The sequence below is a fragment of the Spirillospora sp. NPDC000708 genome (assembly GCF_040299565.1).
Classification (GTDB): Bacteria; Actinomycetota; Actinomycetes; order Streptosporangiales; family Streptosporangiaceae; genus Spirillospora.
The window spans coordinates 43,695-59,182 of sequence record NZ_JBEPCJ010000010.1 but is presented as its reverse complement, the minus strand read 5'-3'; the positions used below and the strand labels follow the sequence as shown (position 1 = coordinate 59,182).

13 protein-coding genes are annotated in these 15,488 nt (G+C 74.0%); 3 read left to right on the top strand and 10 right to left on the bottom strand.

The window, feature by feature from the left end:
• Positions 1-37: 37 nt before the first annotated feature.
• Both ABT299_RS10125 and ABT299_RS10120 read right to left on the bottom strand, forming a co-directional pair.
• Positions 38-1,339, bottom strand: coding sequence for a serine hydrolase domain-containing protein (locus tag ABT299_RS10125; RefSeq protein WP_500250435.1), 1,302 nt, complete (start codon positions 1,337-1,339; stop codon positions 38-40).
• Between the two features lie 102 nt (positions 1,340-1,441).
• Positions 1,442-3,565: a M28 family peptidase gene (locus ABT299_RS10120; protein WP_500250434.1), complete on the bottom strand. Its 2,124-nt coding sequence runs from the start codon at positions 3,563-3,565 to the stop codon at positions 1,442-1,444.
• Positions 3,566-3,865: 300 nt separating this feature from the next.
• On the opposite strand from ABT299_RS10120, the gene recD2 reads away from it, so the two are divergent.
• Entirely contained in the window at positions 3,866-6,115 is a 2,250-nt protein-coding gene (recD2, locus tag ABT299_RS10115; RefSeq protein WP_500250433.1) for an SF1B family DNA helicase RecD2, read from the top strand.
• A gap of 12 nt (positions 6,116-6,127) precedes the next feature.
• Here the strand turns inward: recD2 and ABT299_RS10110 are convergent, their stop codons facing one another.
• From ABT299_RS10110 to ABT299_RS10095, 4 genes are all read right to left on the bottom strand, one after another.
• The gene (locus ABT299_RS10110; protein WP_500250432.1) at positions 6,128-7,486 is read right to left on the bottom strand and encodes a potassium channel family protein; all 1,359 of its coding nucleotides are present in this window, start codon (positions 7,484-7,486) and stop codon (positions 6,128-6,130) included.
• Positions 7,487-7,652: 166 nt separating this feature from the next.
• Positions 7,653-8,444: an MBL fold metallo-hydrolase gene (locus tag ABT299_RS10105; RefSeq protein WP_190858947.1), complete on the bottom strand. Its 792-nt coding sequence runs from the start codon at positions 8,442-8,444 to the stop codon at positions 7,653-7,655.
• 48 nt (positions 8,445-8,492) lie between these two features.
• Positions 8,493-9,074 carry a TetR/AcrR family transcriptional regulator gene (locus tag ABT299_RS10100; protein ID WP_500250431.1) on the bottom strand — a complete coding sequence of 194 codons (582 nt, stop codon included), beginning with the start codon at positions 9,072-9,074 and terminating at the stop codon, positions 8,493-8,495.
• Between the two features lie 80 nt (positions 9,075-9,154).
• Positions 9,155-9,721, bottom strand: a complete 567-nt coding sequence (locus ABT299_RS10095) for a TetR family transcriptional regulator (RefSeq protein ID WP_206700055.1) — start codon at positions 9,719-9,721, stop codon at positions 9,155-9,157.
• Positions 9,722-9,781: 60 nt separating this feature from the next.
• Here ABT299_RS10095 and ABT299_RS10090 point away from each other — a divergent pair, with 60 nt between their 5' ends.
• Positions 9,782-11,167 (top strand): MFS transporter, encoded by a 1,386-nt coding sequence (locus tag ABT299_RS10090; RefSeq protein WP_500250430.1) that lies wholly within the window; start codon positions 9,782-9,784, stop codon positions 11,165-11,167.
• On the opposite strand, the gene ABT299_RS10085 is transcribed toward ABT299_RS10090, so the two are convergent.
• The 3 genes from ABT299_RS10085 to ABT299_RS10075 form a co-directional block, all read right to left on the bottom strand.
• Positions 11,102-11,659, bottom strand: a complete 558-nt coding sequence (locus ABT299_RS10085; RefSeq protein ID WP_500250429.1) for an NADPH-dependent FMN reductase — start codon at positions 11,657-11,659, stop codon at positions 11,102-11,104. The genes ABT299_RS10090 and ABT299_RS10085 overlap by 66 nt on opposite strands.
• A gap of 35 nt (positions 11,660-11,694) precedes the next feature.
• Entirely contained in the window at positions 11,695-13,035 is a 1,341-nt protein-coding gene (locus ABT299_RS10080; protein ID WP_190858939.1) for an FUSC family protein, read from the bottom strand.
• 181 nt (positions 13,036-13,216) lie between these two features.
• Complete coding sequence (locus ABT299_RS10075) at positions 13,217-13,750, bottom strand: CGNR zinc finger domain-containing protein (protein ID WP_190858937.1); 534 nt, start codon at positions 13,748-13,750, stop codon at positions 13,217-13,219.
• 79 nt (positions 13,751-13,829) lie between these two features.
• On the opposite strand from ABT299_RS10075, the gene ABT299_RS10070 reads away from it, so the two are divergent.
• Complete coding sequence (locus ABT299_RS10070; protein WP_190858935.1) at positions 13,830-14,024, top strand: hypothetical protein; 195 nt, start codon at positions 13,830-13,832, stop codon at positions 14,022-14,024.
• On the opposite strand, the gene ABT299_RS10065 is transcribed toward ABT299_RS10070, so the two are convergent.
• Entirely contained in the window at positions 14,021-15,433 is a 1,413-nt protein-coding gene (locus ABT299_RS10065; protein WP_500250428.1) for a type I glutamate--ammonia ligase, read from the bottom strand. The two genes, ABT299_RS10070 and ABT299_RS10065, sit on opposite strands and share 4 nt — an antisense overlap.
• Positions 15,434-15,488: the final 55 nt, after the last annotated feature.

The following is a 15,488-nucleotide window of genomic DNA, read 5'->3' as shown; positions in this document are numbered from 1 at the left end:
AAACGGATGCCGTCGGGGCCCTAGAAGCGTCGGTGCCCTAGAAGTAGGTGCCGAACAGGTCCACCGAGGGCCAGGCCGTCAGCCCGTTCGCGACCGTGTGCAGCGGCGCGCTGAAGGTGGTGTAGTCGTAGGGCAGGCCGGACGGGTCGTCGCGCTGGTCGAACAGCAGGGCCCAGGTCACGCCGTCGTACCGGCGCGTCACGATGGTGCTCGTGCCGTCGTAGGCGCCGTCGTGCCAGGTGTTGCGGCCGCCCGTGACGTCCCGGGCGAACCAGCCGAAGCCGTAGTAGGAGCCGCCGGAGTTCAGCCCGGTCTCGGGCTTGGCGAACACCGAGGCGAGGGACGCGGAGTTCAGCACGCCCGTGCCGCCGTCGAAGATCTTCGTGAACCGGACGTAGTCGACGGCGGAGGCGAGCCACCCGCCCATCGGGGTGCGGTTCTCCACGTTGAACGAGCCGTAGGGCGCGGGGACGGTCGTGCCCGCCGCGTCGAACACCGACGGCCCGGTGCGCTGGGAGAAGTACGGGACCTCGCCCGGCGCGCGGTCCTTCTCGAGGGACCTGCCCGGCCGCATGCGCGTGATCCCCATCGGCCCGAGGACCTTCTGCTGGACGTAGGAGGCGTAGTCCGTGCCGGAGACCTTCTCCACGATCTGGCCGAGGAGCAGATATCCGTAGTTGCTGTAGGCGTAGGTGGTGCCGGGGTCGTGGTCGAGCTTCCATCCTGCCCCGTAGCGGACCATGTCCTCCTTCGAGACGGGGAGGGGGACGCCGAGCAGGGCGGCGATGCTGCGGTCCTTGTAGGTGGGGTCGCCGGAGATGTCGCGGTCCCATCCGCCGAGGTGCTGGAGCAGCCGCCGGACGGTGACCTGCCCGAGGCGCGGGTCCAGCGACCCGCCCGCCGGCGGCGCCAGCGCCAGCAGGCTCGTCACGGGCGCGTCCAGGCCGAGCCTCCCGGCCTGGACCAGCGTCATGACGGCCGCGGCGGTGACGGCCTTGCTCAGGCTCGCGAGCCGGAACAGCGACGTGGGCTGGACGCTCAGGGCCGTGTCGTCGCTCCAGGTGTAGCCGCGCGCCAGCAGCAGTTTGCCCTGGCGCATCACGGCGAGCGCGCCGGCCGGGATGTCGCGGGCCTGCATCAGCGTCTTGACCGCGGAGTCGAAGCCGCCGAGGCCCGCCCCGGCGGCCCCGCTGACGCGCCAGGTCCGGGTGCCCGCGGCGGGCGCGGCCCGCCGGGTCTCGGTCCCGCACCCGCCCGCGAGGGCGGGCGCGGTCAGCCCGAGCCCGGCCAGTCCCATCATCTTGCCGAAGTCGCGCCGGCCGAGCCGATCCGCGGCCATCGTGCCTCCCGTTGCGTCCCGAATCATGATCACGAGGGACTGTCCGGTGATCGCGATGGTCCGCACGGTGCCCTGGCGGATCGCGCCGCAGGGCGGCCCTGCTTACGGGGTGAGGGTGCGGGTAGCCGCGCGGAGGGAATCGTACAGGCGCGCTTCGTACGCCTTCGCGGCCGCCGGGTCGTTCTGCAGGAACAGCGCGTCGTTGAGGCCGGGGAGCCGCTGCGTGGCGTAGCCGGTGTCCATGCCCGGGGCGTAGATCTGGTGCCGGTACCAGGGCCGGCCCGGCAGGCCCGACTGGGCCAGCAGGTCGCGCTCGTCCTGCATGAGCTTGGCGTTCAGCCGCCGGAACTCCGCCGTGTCGCCCTTGCCGAGGGCCTGCTGCGCGCGCGCCTGCAACGCGTCGGCGGCCTTCTGCCACGCCTTGGCCTGGTCGATGTCGCGCGAGACGTCCACCACGACCTTGCCGAGCCGCGTGCGCTGCTGCTCGGTGAACGCGGTCAGGTACTGGGCGGTCTCGGCGGCGTACGGCGAGTACCGCATCGCGATGACGTCCGCGTCGGCGAGCCGCAGCGCCGCGATGCCGACGAGCCGGGACATCGCCGCGTGGTACTGCCAGGTCGGGTCGCCGAAGTGCGACATCCAGTAGAAGTCGTCGCACGAGCAGTGGTAGTTGCCCGACGACCCCGGCGACGAGGAGCCGAGGTTCATCGCGGGCACGCCGTAGCGCTGGAAGAACGCCTGGAAGTCCGAGCCGCCGCCGATGCGGTCGATCGGGGTCTTGCCGTCGTTCTGCGCCTTCCACGCGTCGTAGGCCGTCCCGCTCGTGCCGGGCCAGGCGACCTCCTTGGCCGCGTCGATGACGGACTGGTCCAGCGCGGGCGTCGCCTCGGCGCCGAACTGGGAGCCGCCCGCGCCGTCCATGTTCACGTACGCGACGGCGTTGCGGAGCCGTTCGCCCTGCTGCTCGGCGTACTCGGTGGAGCCGAACAGGCCGTACTCCTCGCCGTCCCAGGTGGCGAGCACGACCGTCCGCTTGGGCCGCCAGCCCTGCTTGAGGAGCGTGCCGAGCGCGCGGCCGATCTGCAGGACGTTCTCCGTCCCGGACAGGTTGTCGTCGCTGCCGTACGCCCACGCGTCGTGGTGCGCGCCGAGCACGACCTCCTGGTCGGGGCGCTCGCTGCCGGGGATCGTCACGGTGACGTCCCACAGCTTGCGGACCTGGAAGGTGTTCTGGAGGTCGAGGTGCACCTTCGTGCCGCCGGGGCCGAGGCGGTAGGTGAAGGGCAGGCCGCCCTGCCAGCCGTCCGGCGCCTGCGCGCCGGTGAGCGAGCGCAGCAGCGGCTCGGCGGCGCCGTAGGAGATCGGCAGCGTCGGGACGAGTCCCTGCAGCATCGGCGCCTCGGACGGCTTCAGCCGCCGGGCCTTCGGGGAGTCGTCCGACCAGCCGGGCGTCAGCGGGTCGCCGGAGGCGAGCTGGATCTGCGCGACGCTGCCGCGCTGGATGCCGTCGGACGCGCGCCACGGCCCGTCCGGGTACACCGGGCCCCGGGCGAACCCGTCGTCGGCCGGGTCGGAGTAGATCAGCACGCCCTTGGCGCCGTACCGGGCGGCGTCGCGCGGCTTGATCCCGCGGAACACCTGCCCGTACCGGACGAGGACGATCTTGCCCTTGACCGAGACGCCGGCCTTCTGGAGCTGCTCGAAGTCCTGGGGGCGGCCGTAGTTGGCGTAGACGACCTCGCCCTGCACGTCCCCGGACGGCGACAGCCCGTTGTGCGCGGGGATGACCTCGTCGAAGTGCTTCTGCCAGGGCCTCGGCTTCTCCTTGACCGGCAGCGTCGCGGACTGCGGCGCGGTCATCTGGAGGCTGACCTTCTTCGGCAGGGACGTGTAGGCGTAGTAGGTCTTGACCTGCGGCTTCAGGCCGTACGACGCGAACCGCTTCACGATCCGCCGGACGCGATGCCAGTCGCCGGTCGTCGTGGTGACGGCGGGCTCGCTCGACAGCTCGGCGTCCAGCGAGCGGGCCACCTGCGGTGACGGGAGGGCGCTGAAGAGCTTCTCGTACTGGCGCTGCCAGCGGGAGCCCTGCGCGGTGAAACCGGCGATTGGATCGTTCCCAGCAGCGGGCTGGGCGGTGGCGGGGGCGGCGTCGAGGGCGGCTGCGGCGAGAGTGACGGCGGCGGCGCTCAGGGCCGCCAGTGCCGGGGTTCGGGAGCGGAACACCAGCGTTACCTCCCAGTACGTGCGGTACGGGTGCGCCCGGAACGTACGTCGCGATCAACGGAAGATCCAGAACCGCTGCCGGATCCGGCCACGGTCCGGCCGACAAGATCACTTCCCGACCGCGATGATCTGCATGTTCCGCTGACGATCAAGAAAATCGGCCCGGCCGCGCCGCACGGACCCGAGATCCGGAGGTTTGCGCCGACACGTCCCGCGAACGCCCGCCCGCGTCGTCCCCGCGCCGGGATGTCGAACGAGCCGTCAGGGATCGGGTCGGAGCGGTGCCGCGGATCCGACATCATGAGGTTCGTGACGTCGCGCCCCCCGAACCCGGCTCAGCCCGAACCGCCGCGTCCGGTCGTGCTGGAGGCGGTGCTGGAGCGCGTCACCTATGCCAACGAGGACACCGGCTACACCGTCGCGCGGGTCGCGACGGAGCGGACCGGCGGCGACCTGCTCACCGTGGTCGGCGCGCTGCTCGGCGCGCAGGTGGGGGAGAGCCTGAAGCTGACCGGGCGGTGGCGGTCGCACCCGAAGTACGGCAAGCAGTTCGAGGTCGACTCCTACACCACCGTGCTCCCGGCGACCGTGCAGGGCATCCGCCGCTACCTGGGCTCCGGCATGATCAAGGGCATCGGGCCGGTGATGGCGGACCGGATGGTCGGCCACTTCGGCACCGACATCCTGCGGATCATCGAGGAGGAGCCGGAGCGGCTCGTCGAGGTCCCCGGGCTCGGCCCCAAGCGGACGAAGCGGATCGCCGACGCGTGGGAGGAGCAGAAGGCCATCAAGGAGGTGATGGTCTTCCTGCAGGGCGTCGGCGTCTCGACGTCGCTCGCCGTCCGCATCTACAAGCAGTACGGAGACCGGTCGGTGGAGACCGTCCAGAAGGAGCCCTACCGGCTCGCGGCGGACGTGTGGGGCATCGGGTTCAAGACCGCCGACACGATCGCGCAGGCCGTGGGGATCCCGCATGACAGCCCGGAGCGCATCAAGGCGGGCCTCCAGTACACGCTGTCGGAGGCCGCCGACGACGGGCACTGCTTCCTGCCCGAGCCGAACCTCGTCACGGCGGCGGAGAAGATCCTCGGCGTGGAGCGGGAGCTGATCGTCCCGGCGCTGGACGAGCTGGCCCGCGACGAGGGCGTGGTCCGCGAGCCGATCCCGGGGGAGGGCGACGACGCCGCGACGATCCCGGCCGTCTACCTCGTCCCGTTCCACCGGGCGGAGCGGTCGGTGGCGCGCGGCCTCCGCGAGCTGCTCGACGCGAAGGAGGACCGGCTCGGGGCGTTCGCGGACGTCGACTGGGACAAGGCGCTGCCGTGGCTGAAGAAGCGCACCGGGCAGGCCCTCGCGCCCGAGCAGGAGGAGGCCGTCAAGCTCGCGCTGACGTCCAAGGTCGCGGTCCTCACCGGCGGGCCCGGCTGCGGGAAGAGCTTCACCGTCCGGTCCGTCGTGGAGCTCGCCGCCGCGAAGCGGGCGAAGATCGTGCTGGTCGCGCCGACCGGGCGGGCCGCCAAGCGGCTCGCCGAGCTGACCGGGCACGAGGCCGCGACCGTGCACCGGCTGCTGCAGCTCCAGCCCGGCGGGGACGCCAAGTACGACCAGGACAGCCCGCTCGACGCCGACCTCGTCGTGGTCGACGAGAGCTCGATGGTCGACCTGATCCTGATGAACAAGCTGGTCAAGGCGGTCCCGCGCGGCGCGCACCTGCTGCTGGTCGGCGACGTCGACCAGCTCCCGTCGGTCGGCGCGGGCGAGGTGCTGGCCGACCTGCTCGGTGCCGAGGCGGTCCCGCGCGTCCGGCTGACGAAGATCTTCCGGCAGGCGCAGCGGTCGGGGATCGTGGTGAACGCGCACCGCGTCAACACCGGCGAGCACCCGCAGACGCGCGGCTACCCCGACTTCTTCCTGTTCGCCTGCGACGAGCAGGAGGAGGCTGCGGACCTGACCGTCGACGTCGTCGCCAACCGGATCCCGCGCAGGTTCGGCCTCGATCCGCGCCGCGACGTCCAGGTCCTCACCCCGATGCACCGCGGCGTCGCCGGGGCGGGGGCGCTGAACGCGCAGCTCCAGGAGGCCCTCACCCCGCACCGGGACGACCGTCCGGAGCGCCGCTACGGCGGGCGCGTGTTCCGCGTCGGCGACAAGGTCACGCAGCTGCGCAACAACTACGACAAGGGCGAGGCGGGCGTGTTCAACGGGACGGTCGGCGTCGTCACCGCCGTGTCCCTGGAGGAGCAGTCGCTGACCGTCCTCACGGACGAGGACGAGAGCATCGACTACGGCTTCGACGAGCTGGACGAGCTGGCGCACGCCTACGCCATCACGATCCACCGGTCGCAGGGCAGCGAGTACCCGGCGGTCGTGATCCCGCTGACGACCGGCGCGTGGATGATGCTGCGCCGCAACCTGCTCTACACCGGCATCACCCGCGCGAAGAAGCTGGTCGTGCTGGTCGGGTCGCGGCGGGCGCTCGCCGCGGCCGTCCGCACGGCGGGCGCGGGCCGCCGCCACACGGCCCTCGCCCACCGCCTCAACCACCCGTAGCGGGCGGGCGGCTCAGCAGCCGCACCGGACGGACGACGAGGAGACGAGCGTCGCCTCCTCCGCTTCGGACGGCGGCGCGTCGGGCGATGGCGCGTCCGCGTCCGCCGGGGCGGGGGGATGGGCGACGATGCCGCCGCGGTAGGGGTGGACGAAGCGGGGGGAGTGCCCGTTCAGCCCGTGGACGACGGCGTGGACGCTGAGGGCGGTGATGTCGCAGACCTCTCCGATGGAGAACAGCGACCTCGTCTCGCTGATCACGGCGCTGTCGCCCGCGCGCAGGACGACGTGCAGGCGCGGGGCGATGGCCAGGGCCGCGATGGCGACCTCGACGTTGTCGAGGTCGTCGGCTCCCATCGCGGCGAGCGCGCGGGCCCGTTCGAGGCCGAGCCCGGCGAGCACCTCGCGGTCCTGCGCGTGGGCGATCAGGACGGGGATGCCGGCGGACCTGGCGAGCCGGAGGTTGGCGGCCCGGGGGTCGCGCTCCACCGCGATCACCGGGATGCCCAGCTTCCTGAGGGCCATGCACAGGCGCAGGCTGACCTGCCCGAGCCCCACCACCACGACGTGGTCCCGGCTCGGGCGGATCCGCGGGCCGACGATGTCGATGCTCCGCGCGGACAGGAAGCGGTTGACGATCCCGGCGGTAAACAGCGCGGTGTAGACGACGCCGAGCAGCATGTTGACGCTGGCCGCGGCGAGGTACCAGCCGGGCGCGTGCCCGGTCTCGCCCGGCCCGACCGTGGCGACGATCCGGGTCGCCGTGTAGAAGGCGGTGAGCGGGTCGGCGTGCAGCGCGAGGGTCGCCAGCAGCCATTCCACCAGCAGGGTGAAGGCCAGCCCGCCGAGCCCGGTCAGCAGGAGGCGGCTCGTGCGGTCGTGCGGGCGGATCTGTCCCGCGAGCGTCCTGGCGAGGTTGCGGACGCGGTGCCGCGGGCGCCAGTCCCGGGTGTCGATCCCGTCGGGCGTGCCGCTGATGACGCGGGGCGGGGAGGACGCGGTGTCGACGGCGAGGACGGGGTCGCCCATGCAGGCGCCGATGATGGCCGGCACCGCGATGTCGGCGGGGGAGGTGATCTGGCAGTTGGGCATGGTCGTCAGCAGTTGGTCGGCGATGGTGCGGTCGAACAGCAGGACCACCAGGCGGATCCCGGGCCGCAGGTACTCGACCAGCAGCGCGTACCGCAGCGCGATCACGTCGCCGCGCACCAGCAGCGCCACCGCGTCTACGTCGTCGGTCAGCGCGCTCTGGAGCCGCTGGTCGTCGGGCTGGGGCAGGTGGAGGGCGCGCGTCCCCTGCCGTGTCAGTGCGCCGCAGGTGCGGCGGGCTATCTCGGTGTCCCCTACCACGAGCACGCGCTGTTGACGGCTCACGTTCCTCCGCTCACTCGAAGCCGATGTCCCGGCCGGGCATGCCGACGAGGGCGCCCGGGACGTCTCGTGATGACAGTCCCGGACACCCTTGCGATCGCACTGCGGTGAAGAACGACGGCTGGTCAGGGGCGGTGGGCGCCGGCTCGGGCGCGGCGCCCCCGTTGGTTCACCGGTAGCGGGCGAACTCCCAGGGGTCGTGCGCCGAGAACACCTCGACGCCGCTGCCGGGGTCGAGGACCAGTTCGCGCAGCCTCGCCACACCGGCGAGCCGCTGCTCCCGGTCGACCTCCCCGCTCGCCTGGACGAGGTCCATCAGCGGATGCCCGACGGGATCGGGCCGGTCGACCTCGCCGTGGTACATGTACGCGTCGCCGGCGTGCAGCAGCCAGCGGTCCCCGTCCCGCACCGCGACCCCGGCGTGGCCGGGCGTGTGCCCGTGCAACGGGATCAGCAGGACGTCCTCGGCAATGCCGTCGAGCGGCCGCACGCCGTCGAACCCGTTCCAGTGCTCGCCGGGCCCGCTGTCGTAGGTCACCCACTTCGGGCCGTGCGCGAGCTGCGCCGGGGTCTTGCCGCCGTCCGCCCGCTCCGCCTCGAACAGGTGCACGGCCGCGTCGGGGAAGTCGCTCAGCCCGCCCGCGTGGTCGCGGTGCAGGTGCGTCACCACGATGTGCCGGACGTCCGAGGGGGACAGGCCGAGCGCCTCGATCTGCGCGGCGGCCGTCGTCGCGGGGTCGAGCGCCGGCCGGGTCATCTCCACCCAGTCGTCCATCAGCCGCCCGGACGGGTCCGCGATGTCGCCGGTGCCGATCCCGGCGTCGACCAGGACGAGCCCGGACGCGTCCGTCTCCACGACGAGGACGTGGCTGACGCCGTGGGCGGGTCTCAGCGGGCTGTCCGGCCCGTCGGCGGGCTCGATCTCCCGCATCCGGGCGCAGTCCAGATGGTGCACGCGCATGACGAAACGCCTCCCTGTATGCGCTGATCCGCGGCGGCTCGCCGCGGGTCAGCGAGTGGTGGTCTGCTCGACGAGGTCGGCGAGGTGGGCGGTGACCGTGTCGATGACGGTCGTGTCCTTCTGGACGCGGGCGAGCATGATGGCGCCCTGCAGCGAGGACAGGACCGTCGCGGCGAGCGGCTCGGCGCGGTCGTCCGGGACGCCCCAGCCGCGCAGCGCCAGCGCGATGCCCTGCCGCCACTCCCCGTAGACGGTGTCGCACGCCGCGCGGATCGGCTCGCTCTCCGCGGCGGAGTCCAGGGCCACGGTCGCGACCGGGCACCCCTTCGCGAAGTCCGAGTCGAGGAGGTTCTGGGCGAAGTACCCGCCCATCGCCGCCAGGCCGGACCGCGCGTCCCCGGCGGCGAGGACCGCCTCCGCGAGGGAGTCGCCGACATCCCGGCCCGCCAGCGCCACCGACTCCGACGCCAGCTGCTCCTTGCCCTCCGGGAAGTGGAAGTACAGCGATCCCTTCGGCGCCCGGCTCTCGGCCAGCACCTGGTTCAGCCCGGTGCCGTGGTAGCCCTGCCGCTGGAACAGCTCCGCCGCCGTCCGCAGGACCCGTTCTCTCGTCTCGCCCCGTGGTGCCATGCCGCCACTCTAGACCGACCGGTCTAACGATTCAATAGACCGGTCGCCCTATTTTTGGAGCGCTCGAGAGTTCGGTGCGGTTACGAGGCGTACCGCTCGATGGCGGCGATGAAGATCTCCTCCGCCAGGTCGTACACCTCTTCGACGCCCTCGGGGTCGCCGGTGAACCGGCCGTTCGCCTCCGAGGCGGCCAGGCCCATGCCGACCGTGTCGAGCAGCCGCTGTAGCGGGCGGACGACGTCCTCCGGCACCCCGGCGTCGCGCAGCATCGCCTGGATCGCGTTGCGCGGGCGGCGCGACTCCTCGGTGACGGTCGGCCGGGTGAGCAGCAGCATGAACAGGTCGGGGTGCCGGCGCGCGATCGCGCGGATGCCGGACCCGAACGCGCGCAGCCGGTCCCGCCAGGGGAGCGCCGGGTCGTCGTCCGGCATGTCGCGCAGCAGGCGCTCGACGAGCCCGTCCAGCAGCCCCTGCTTGTCGCCGACGTAGCGGTACAGGGCCATCGGGGTCACGCCGAGCCGGTCGGCGACGGCGCGCATGCTCACCGCGTCGAGGCCGCGCTCCTCCGCGAGGTCCACGGTCGCGTCGAGCACCTCGTCCCTGGTGAGGCCGCGGGTGCCGCGCCCGCGCTGGGCCGGGGTCTTCACGGATCGCAGTCTAGCCCTTAATATACGCCGTATATCTACGCTGTATATTAAGGAGGCGCCATGCGCGTCGCGCACCGTCCGGCCTGGACCACGGCCGTCGCCTCGGCGGCCGGCTACCTGCTCGTCCTCGACCTCGTCGGGGTCAACGTCGCGCTGCCCGACCTGCGGCGGCGCCTGGACGCGGGGCTCAGCGGGGTGCAGTGGGCCATCGACGCCTACGCCATCGCGCTCGCCGTCCTGCTGCTGCCCGCCGGGGCGCTGGCGGACCGGCTCGGACGCCGCCGGACGCTCCTGGCCGGCCTCGCCGCGTTCACGGCCGCGTCCCTGGCCTGCGCGCTCGCGCCGACCGCGGGCGCGCTGGCCGCGCTGCGGGCCGTCCAGGGCTGCGGCGCGGCCGTGCTGTACGGGACGGCGTCGCCGCTGCTGGCCGCCGCCTACCCGGCGGGCCGCGCCCGCAACCGGGCGATCGGCGTGTTCGCCGCCGCGTCCGGCGCCGCGATCGCCACCGGCCCGCTCGCCGGCGGCGTCCTCACCGGGCTGTTCGGCTGGCGGGCGATCTTCCTGCTGAACGTGCCGGTCGGGCTGGCGGCGCTCGCCGTCGCCCTGCCGGCCGTCCGCGAGTCCCGCGACCCCCGGCCCCGCCCGTTCGACGCGGTGGCCGCGGCCTGCCTCACCACCGCGCTCGGCGGCCCGATGTGGGCGCTGATCGAGGGGCCGCGCCTCGGCTGGGACGCCCCCGGCGTGCTGCTCCCGCTGGCGGCGGCCGCCGTGGGGGCCGCCGTGCTCGCGGTGCGCCGCGTCCCCGAGCCGATGATCGACCTGTCGCTGCTGCGCGACCGGCTCTACGCGGCCAACGCGGCGGCCGCGTTCGCCTACCACGCGGCCGGAGCCGCCGCCCTCGGCTACTTCTCGCTCTACGCGCAGGGCGAGATGAGCACCTCGCCGGCGCGGGCCGGGACGTGGTTCCTCACCTACAGCCTCCCCGCCCTCGCGACGCCGCTGCTGCTCGCCCGCGTCTCGCACCGGTTCCCGCCGGCCGTCCTCGTCGCGCTCGGCCCGCTGCTGATCGCGGTGTCCTCGCTGCTGCTCCTGGCCGCCTACCCGGCCCGCTCGTGGCCGGCGCTGGTGCCCGGATTCGTCGTGGGCGGCCTCGGCGGGATCGGCAACCTCGTCTCCAGCCAGGTCGCGCTCGCGGCGGCGCCGCCGGAACGCGCGGGCGTCGCGGGCGGCATCACCAGCGCCGCCAAGCAGGCCGGGATCGCCGCGGGCGTCGCCGTGCTCGGCGTCCCGTACCGGCTGGGCGGGCTGGGCGCGATGCTCGTCACCGCGGCGTGCATCGCCGTCCTCGGCGCCCTGCCCGCGCTGCGGCTGGCGCTCCGCCTACGCGCGCGGGGCGGCGAGGTGGGCGGCGAGCGCGCCGAGCGCTCCGGCGATCTGGTCGCGTAGGGCGTCGGCGTGGACGAGGCCGTCCGCGCCCACGTCCGGGCGCGTGACCGGGACGCGGGCGCAGGCGGCCTCGACGATCTCGGCGCTCGCGTAGCCGAGCACCTTGCGCAGCGACGCGTGCGCGTCCTCGCCTCCGGCCGGGGCGGCGGGCGACGCGACGTTCATCCACGCGACCGGCCTGCCGTACATCTCGCCGCCGCCGATCGTCCAGTCCAGCAGGTTCTTGAACGAGCCGGGCAGCGCGCCCGCGTACTCGGGCGTGCACAGCAGCAGGGCGTCCGCCGCGCCGATCGCGGCGCGCAGGCCCGCCACGGCCGGGTGCAGCGGCTCCCGGTCGTCGTCGGGGTTGAAGTGCGGGAGATCGCCCATTCCGGTGTAGATCGTCCCGTCCAGTACGGGCGGGGCCACGGCCAGGGCGGTGCGCAGCGCCGCCTCGTTCGTCGAGCCCTTGCGCAGGCTCCCGCAGATCATCAGCACCCGGAACGTCGCCATGATCCCAAACTAGCCGGGCCGGCGCCCCGCCGCGTTCAGCGGTAGAAGTCGTCGGAGTCGCGGGCGGTCCGCTCGGCCGCGGCGGCGGCGGACGCGGCCGCGCGGCGCAGCTGGTGCCCCGCCTGCTGGACGACCCGGACCGGCCGCTCCGGCAGGTGCCGGGTCGCGCCCCGGTGCCGCCGCCAGTGCTCGCGGGCGCGGGCGCGGTGCTCGACGCGCAGGTTCTCGATCAGCCGGTCGATGTCCATGGACACCTCGCCGTACAGCGGCCACAGGTCGCCCGCCGCGGCCCTCTCGTGCAGGCTGCGGGTGAGCCGGGCGCGCCGCTCGCGGGCGATGTCCACCCGCACCTCCAGCTCGTTCTCCGCCAGGTACGGGCGGGCGTCGGTGGCCAGGTCCGAGCGGGCCAGCCGGCCGTAGGCGGCGACGCTCGCGGCGATCCCCGCCAGCGCGTCGCCGAGCTGGCGGCGCAGCGTCGGATCGGTGAGCAGCCGGCCGCGCGGGCCGAGCCGCTCGTCGTCGGCCAGCGACCGGGTCAGCCCGCGCAGCGACAGCGTGAAGTGCTCCATCGTCTCGACGGCGTTGCGCAGCGCGACGCCCGCGTCCACCAGCCGCCGCGCCTGGGTGCGGGGGTTGAGCCGGACGCTCTCCTCCGCGTCCCGCAGGTCCTGGTCGGTGCGGCCGATGTCGCGGGCGAACCGCTCCGCCTCCTCCTGCCACCGGGCCGCCTCGCCCTCGGTGCGGTCGCCCTGCAGCCCGTCGGCGATGTCCTGGATCAGCTCGCGGAGCTGCTCGGCGACGTCCTGGACGGCCTCCTCCGCGGGCCGCACCCGCACCGACGGCACCAGGAACGTGGCGACCAGCCCGGTGGCGGCGCCGACCAGCGTCTCCAGGATCCGGTCGGTCGCGCCGGGCCAGTTGGACGCGCCCAGCGCGAAGATCAGCATCGCGCTGATCGGCACCTCCAGCAACTGGTCGCCGAGCCGCAGCACCTGCCCGATGACCAGCGCCGCGAGGATCGACAGGCCGAGGCTCCACCAGGAGAACCCCACCCCGTGGGCGAACAGGACGGCGATCATCACCCCGGAGGTGACCGCGCCGACCCGCAGCAGGCTGTGCTTGATCGTCTCGTAGACGGAGTGCTGGACGACCAGCAGCGCGGTCAGCGGTGCGAGCAGCGGCGGCTGGCCGGTGCTCGGCAGCACGAACCGGGCGATCAGGAACGCGGCGACGGCGGTGAGCGTCAGCCGCGCGATCCGGTACACCGACGACGGGGCTTCGGTCGCCACCTGGATCGGCGAGCGGACGGCGCGGCCGGACCGGTCGCGGAGACCGGGGCGGTCGAGGAAGCCGGGACGGCGGAAAACGAAAGGCATCTGTGCACACGTGGGTAGGGATCAGCGGTACGTGGGTCGGCATGCCCTTTCGGGCACTCGATACTCAAGAGGACGCCGATCCGCTTCCTTCCCGGTGCGGGGCAAAGTCCCGGCAAACCCCGCGATCGGGTGTGCCGAAGCGCTCCGGCCGGCCGCCTCGGCCGCCGGCGGCGGGCCGCGGTCAGCCGCGGCGGCGGGCGCGGAACGCCGCGACGTTCGTCCGGTTCGCGCACGACTCCGAGCAGAACCGGCGCCGCCCCGCCCGCGACGTGTCGGCGTACACGCGGTCGCAGCCCTCGGCGTCGCAGACGCCCGTCCGGTCGATGCCGTGCTCGACGACCAGCTCCGCGAGGTGCATCAGCGTCGTCGCGCGGAACCGGTCCGGCAGCCGGGACGAGGGCGGCGCGTAGTGCATGTGCACGCCGTGCGGGTCGTGCTCGGCGAGGTGCGGGTGCAGCGGCAGCTCCAGCATCAGCCCGTTCAGCAGCCGCATCGCCTCGTCGAGGTCGGCGGCGTCGAAGAACCGGCGCAGCGTCCGCCCCCACCGGCGGAACTCCCCGGCGTCGGCCGGGTCGAACTCGTGCCAGAAGAACCCGTTCACGCGCAGCAGCTCGCGCAGCGCGTCCACGGAGTCGTCGCCGTCGGCGCTGGTCACGGCGTTGACCAGGGCGACGGCCGCCGCCACCCCGTGGCTTTTGTACCCGGTTATCCGCATTGCCCCGGCTCCCGCTCCCATGCCATCCTGTAAATGGCATCCTGATTTTAACCCTTACAAGCTTCCCTGAGGACGCGCCGTGGAGGATTGCCCGCACTGTGGCTGGCCCCGCTCCGAGGTCTACGAGGTGCTGTCCCGGCACCTCACCTCCGAGGGGGTGGTGAGCTACACCCGCTGCGCCTGCGGCGAGCTGGAGGTGCGCGTCCAGCCGTTCGCGCCCGGCGCCGTCGCCGGCACCGCCGGCACCGCCGACCCGCCGGAGCCCGGCCGCTAGTGCCGCCAGCGGGTCGCGGCCGCGATCTCCTCCGGCGCCGCGCCGTCGAACAGCGCGACCTCGCCGCGCCGGACGGCCGCGACCGTGTCGGTCACCGCCTCGCCCAGCGCGTCCCGCAGGATCGCGTCCTCCTCGAACACCGCCACCGCCTCCGCCAGCGAGACCGGCAGCGGCCGGACGCCGCGCGCGGCGCGCTCCTCGCCGGAGAGCCCGGCCGGGTCGACCTCGACCGGGTCCGGCAGCGTCAGCCCCGCGTCCAGCCCGGCCCGCCCGGCCGCCAGCAGCCCCGCGAGCGCGAGATAGGGGTTCGCGGCCCCGTCGAAGCACTTGACCTCCAGGTTCGCCGCATGGTCGCGCTCGCCCTCCGCGCCGGTGACGAACCGGAGCGCCGCCTCCCGGTTCTCCAGCCCCCAGCACGCGAACGCCCCCGCCCAGTGCGACGGGACGAGCCGCAGGTAGCTCGCCGCCGCCGGCGCCCCGATCGCCAGCAGCGCGGGCAGCCGGTCCAGGATCCCCGCCGCGAACGCCTGGCCCGCGTCCGTCATCCCGCAAGGCCCCGGACCGCCCGCCATCGCGTTCGCCGGGCCGTCCCCGGTGTCCTCCCGCCAGAGGCTCAGGTGGACGTGCGCGCCGTTGCCGACGGAGCCCGCCACGACCTTCGGGGAGAACGAGGCGTGCATGCCGTGCTCCAGCGTCACCGCCCGGATCGTCTCCCGGACCAGGACGGCGGTGTCGGCGGCGCCGACCGGGTCCTCGGCCGCCACCGACACCTCGTACTGCCCGGCGGCGTACTCGGGGTGCAGCTGCTCGACCGAGACGCCCGTCCGGTCCAGCGCGATGAGCAGCGCCCGCAGGTAGCCGGCCAGCTCGCTGACGCGGGTCATCCCGTACGCGGGGCCGTGGCAGGCGGGCGTGAACTCGTCCGGGGTGGCCGACACCGCCCATTCGATCTCGAACGCCGTCCGGGCCGCCCAGCCGCCCGCGGCGAGCCGGTCGGTCTCGCGGCGCAGCAGCGCCCGCGCGTCGAGCGGGTGGGCGGCGCCGTCCTGCGCGTACCGGTCGGCGGGGGCGTGCGCCCAGCCCGGCAGCGCCGCCAGCGGGACGAGCCGGTCCAGGTCGGGGTGCAGCCGCAGGTCGCCGACCGGGCCGCCGGCGTACCGGCCGGACACGATCGAGTCGTCCAGCAGGAACACGTCGAACACCGGCGACATCCCGACGCCCCAGGTCGCCGCGTGCTCCAGCCGCCCGACCGGGACGGTCTTGGTGCGCGTGATCCCGCTGACGTCCACCCAGGTCAGCGCGACGGCGGCGATGTCCTCCCCGGCCAGCCGCCGGGCGGCCTCGGCCGCCCGCGCGCCCCGCCGGGCGCGCTCCTGCCCGTCGAGGACGGTGTCGAAGGTCTGTTCCACGGTGCGGCTCCCGGTCATGGCGGCGGACGCGGGCCTTCCCGCAGGGCGGGTGCCC

Coding starts and splice junctions, on each gene's coding strand:
- ABT299_RS10125 (WP_500250435.1), bottom strand. CDS start 1,339: ATGGCCGCGGATCGGCTCGGCCGGCGCGACTTCGGCAAGATGATGGGA.
- recD2 (WP_500250433.1), top strand. CDS start 3,866: ATGAGGTTCGTGACGTCGCGCCCCCCGAACCCGGCTCAGCCCGAACCG.
- ABT299_RS10105 (WP_190858947.1), bottom strand. CDS start 8,444: ATGCGCGTGCACCATCTGGACTGCGCCCGGATGCGGGAGATCGAGCCC.
- ABT299_RS10100 (WP_500250431.1), bottom strand. CDS start 9,074: ATGGCACCACGGGGCGAGACGAGAGAACGGGTCCTGCGGACGGCGGCG.
- ABT299_RS10090 (WP_500250430.1), top strand. CDS start 9,782: ATGCGCGTCGCGCACCGTCCGGCCTGGACCACGGCCGTCGCCTCGGCG.
- ABT299_RS10085 (WP_500250429.1), bottom strand. CDS start 11,659: ATGGCGACGTTCCGGGTGCTGATGATCTGCGGGAGCCTGCGCAAGGGC.
- ABT299_RS10080 (WP_190858939.1), bottom strand. CDS start 13,035: ATGCCTTTCGTTTTCCGCCGTCCCGGCTTCCTCGACCGCCCCGGTCTC.
- ABT299_RS10075 (WP_190858937.1), bottom strand. CDS start 13,750: ATGCGGATAACCGGGTACAAAAGCCACGGGGTGGCGGCGGCCGTCGCC.